This window comes from Candidatus Angelobacter sp. (assembly GCA_035607015.1).
GTDB lineage: Bacteria > Verrucomicrobiota > Verrucomicrobiia > Limisphaerales > AV2 > AV2.
Genome location: DATNDF010000335.1, coordinates 1 through 3478 on the forward strand (window position 1 = coordinate 1; position 3478 = coordinate 3478).

Below are 3478 nucleotides of genomic sequence, written 5' to 3' on the forward strand. Positions count from 1 at the left end.
CGAATCGGGAATCGGCAACGGCGGAGGTCACGGCGACCGCAGACATCAACGGTGAGAAGAACACGGTCGTGCAGGAATTGAAGGTGTTATTCAAAAAGATTGACGGGCAATGGAAGATCACGCAGGTGGACACTGTCCACACGTTGCAACCGTAGGATGAAACCGACCGAACTGACGCTGGCGCCGGAAACCGATCCAACGGCCATCTACCGCTGTCGTGACGCGCTCTATGCAGCCGACATGTTGACGGTCGCCCTGGTGCATCTGGATTTCTTTACAGGGCTGGCGGCGAAACCGGCGGGTCTGGAGGCGATTTGCGCCGGGTTCGGGATCAAGGAGCGTCCCGCTGACGTGATGTTGACGCTGTTCACAGCGATGGGATTCCTGGAAAATCGGGGCGGGATTTTCTCTTTGACACAACTTGCGCGCGAACATCTGGTCAAAACTTCTCCGTGGTTCATCGGCCCGTATTACGCATCGCTCAAAGACCGGCCGGTGTGCAACGATCTGCTCAACGTCCTGCGTACCGACAAACCCGCCAACTGGGGCAGTCTTAAGAGCGAAAAAGAATGGGCCAGGGCGATGGAGGAGGAAGCTTTCGCGGATCAATTCACGCGGGCGATGGATTGTCGCGGCGTTTGCCTGGGTCGGGCGGCAGCCAAGGCACTGGACTTGAGCAATCACCATCGGCTGCTCGACATCGCCGGCGGCTCGGGCATCTACGCGTGCTCGATGGTCGCGCATCATCCCCATCTCAAGGCCGTCGTGTTCGAGAAACCGCCGGTTGACAAAGTTGCGCGGAGCGCGATTGCCAGACGCGGTTTCGGCGACCGTGTGTCTGTCATCGCAGGTGACATGTTTACCAACCCCTTGCCAGCCGGCTTCGACGTTCACTTGATTTCCAATGTGCTTCATGACTGGGACGTGCCGGTGGTGAAACGACTCCTGGCCGCTTCATTCAATTCGCTCGCGCCCGGCGGCAGGCTCGTGATTCACGACGCGCATTTGAACAGGGACAAGTCCGGACCGCTGCACGTGGCGGAGTATTCCGTGATGTTGATGCATTCGACCGAAGGACGATGCTACTCGGTTGCCGAGATGGAGTCCTATTTGAAGGAGGCCGGTTTCTGCGAGACACAGTTGATTCCCACGGCGGCGAGTCGAAGCATCATTGTCACCCATAAACGCGCCTGAGCGGTCTGGGCCATGGTTGATTCCGTCCCGGGCAGTGAAGGGCAGCGTGGACGATCCGCAAAGGTTGAACGGCGACACTCGCGGGCTTGACCGGCGCCGCAGGAACGGATTTGCTCTTCGCGCCCGTAGCCATGAGCCCAGACAAACAGACGCTCGAGCAGTTGCGCATTGACCGCGGCATGGCGCCCCGGGGCCGGCCGCGTGCCGGTTGGATGCCGGGGATCGCCGCGGTTGTGATCGTGGTTACCGGGTTGCTCTGGTGGTTGAACCGGCCACGGGCAACGGCCGTGCGCACCATTGTTGTGCAACAGGCGGCGACCGGGGGACAGAAAACGCTGCTGAACGCGTCGGGTTATGTGACGGCGCGGCGGCAGGCGACGGTCTCCTCGAAAGTGACCGGCAAAGTCATTGAAGTGCTGGTGGAAGAAGGCCTGAAGGTTGAAGCGGGACAGGTGCTCGCGAGGATCGATTCATCGAACGTGGAGAAAAGCCTCCATCTCGCCGAGGCGCAGTTGGAATCGTCCCGCAAGGCGCTGGACGAAACAAAAGCCAACCTCGAACAGGCGGACCGTGAATTTCACCGGGTAACGCAACTGGCCGAAAACAAGGTTGCCAGCCAGGCGGATCTCGACCGGGCCGAAGCGGATGCCAAGTCGCTGCGCGCGCGGCTGGAAAAACAGAAGGCCGACATCGTGGTCGCCGAAAAGGATGTTGCGCAGTGGCAACAACAACTTGACGATACCATCATCCGTGCGCCGTTTGCCGGGATCGTGACGTCCAAGAATGCGCAGCCGGGCGAAATGATTTCACCGATGTCTGCGGGCGGAAGTTTCACCCGCACCGGCATCTGCACGCTGGTGGATATGAGTTCGCTGGAGATCGAAGTGGACGTGAACGAAAGTTACATCAACCGGGTCGAGCCGGGACAACGCGTCGAAGCGACGCTTGATTCCTACCCGGACTGGCATATCCCGGCGAAGGTCATCGCCATCATTCCCACCGCCGACAGGCAGAAGGCTACGGTGAAAGTACGCGTCGGGTTCGACAAACTTGAATCCCGCATTCTGCCCGATATGGGAGTGAAGGTCGCGTTCCAGGGCGCCGGGGAGGGACAGTCGGCAAAAAGTGTTTCCGTTCCGAAAACAGCAGTCCGCCGGCATGATGGACGCGATGTTGTGTGGGTCGTGCAGGCGGGCCGCGTTGAGCGGCGCGCTGTGACCGTCGGCGCCGCGCTGAATGATGAGGTCACCATCGCAGCCGGCTTGAACGGCGGGGAACGGGTGGTTGTCGAAGGGCCGGATGATCTGGCCGATGGTGTTCGTGTAACGGAGGCAAAACGATGAGCACAAACAACGGAGTTCTCGTCCGAGTCAAAGATGTCGAAAAGGTGTTTCGCCGTGGTTCAGAAGAGATCCATGTGTTGTCCGGGTTGAATCTTGAAGTGCCGAAGGGCGACTTCCTTGCGTTGATGGGCCCGTCAGGTTCGGGCAAATCGACCTTGCTGAACCTGATCGGCGGCCTGGACCGGGCGACGCGAGGGTCCGTGGAAATCGGCGGCGAGCATGTTGACCAGATGTCCGATCGCGCCCTCGCCGCCTGGCGCGCGCGTCACGTCGGACTGGTTTTCCAGTTTTACAACCTGCTTCCGGTCCTGAACGCGGAGCGTAACGTTGAATTGCCGCTATTGCTGACGCATCTTTCAAAGGCGGAGCGCAGGAGTCACGTCGAGGCCGCGCTTAAAATCGTCAATCTGTCGCACCGCGCGCGACATTATCCGCGCACGCTGTCGGGCGGCGAGCAGCAGCGCGTCGGCATCGCCCGGGCCATCGTCACCGACCCCACGATCCTGTTGTGCGACGAACCGACCGGGGACCTCGACCGCAAATCGGGCGATGAAATCCTGGCTCTGCTCCAGGCGCTCAATCGCGAGCAGGGCAAGACCATCATCATGGTCACACACGATCCGCATGCCTCGGCGCGCGCCAGTCGCACGGTGTATCTGGACAAGGGCCAGCTCTCGGCCACGAAACCGGAATGAAATTTCTCTACCTTGTCTGGAGCAATCTGAAGCGCAAGAAGCTGCGGACCATTCTGACGTTGCTCTCGATTCTTGTCGCGTTTGTCCTGTTCAGTCTGTTGAGCGCCCTCAAACTCGCCCTTGCCGGCGGCGTGAACATGGCGGACGCCAACCGCTTGATCGTCCGCCACCGGGTCTCGTTCATTCAACCGTTGCCCTATGCCTACAAGGCGCGGATTGCCCGTATCCCGGGAGTTTCTGCGGTCT

The 3478-nt window shown here is 60.3% G+C and carries 4 protein-coding genes; all 4 read left to right on the top strand.

Annotated features, from left to right (window positions below; all coding sequences use genetic code 11):
- The first annotated feature begins 156 nt into the window (after positions 1-156).
- Positions 157-1194, top strand: a complete 1038-nt coding sequence (locus tag VN887_13500; protein HXT41020.1) for a methyltransferase — start codon at positions 157-159, stop codon at positions 1192-1194.
- A gap of 131 nt (positions 1195-1325) precedes the next feature.
- Positions 1326-2537 carry an efflux RND transporter periplasmic adaptor subunit gene (locus VN887_13505; protein HXT41021.1) on the top strand — a complete coding sequence of 404 codons (1212 nt, stop codon included), beginning with the start codon at positions 1326-1328 and terminating at the stop codon, positions 2535-2537.
- Positions 2534-3232: an ABC transporter ATP-binding protein gene (locus VN887_13510; protein HXT41022.1), complete on the top strand. Its 699-nt coding sequence runs from the start codon at positions 2534-2536 to the stop codon at positions 3230-3232. Before VN887_13505 ends, VN887_13510 begins: the two co-directional genes overlap by 4 nt.
- Positions 3229-3478, top strand: a 250-nt coding sequence (locus VN887_13515; GenBank protein HXT41023.1) for an ABC transporter permease, incomplete at its 3' end; no start/stop codon positions are given. The genes VN887_13510 and VN887_13515, both read left to right, overlap by 4 nt.

Coding starts and splice junctions, on each gene's coding strand:
- VN887_13500 (HXT41020.1), top strand. CDS start 157: ATGAAACCGACCGAACTGACGCTGGCGCCGGAAACCGATCCAACGGCC.
- VN887_13505 (HXT41021.1), top strand. CDS start 1,326: ATGAGCCCAGACAAACAGACGCTCGAGCAGTTGCGCATTGACCGCGGC.
- VN887_13510 (HXT41022.1), top strand. CDS start 2,534: ATGAGCACAAACAACGGAGTTCTCGTCCGAGTCAAAGATGTCGAAAAG.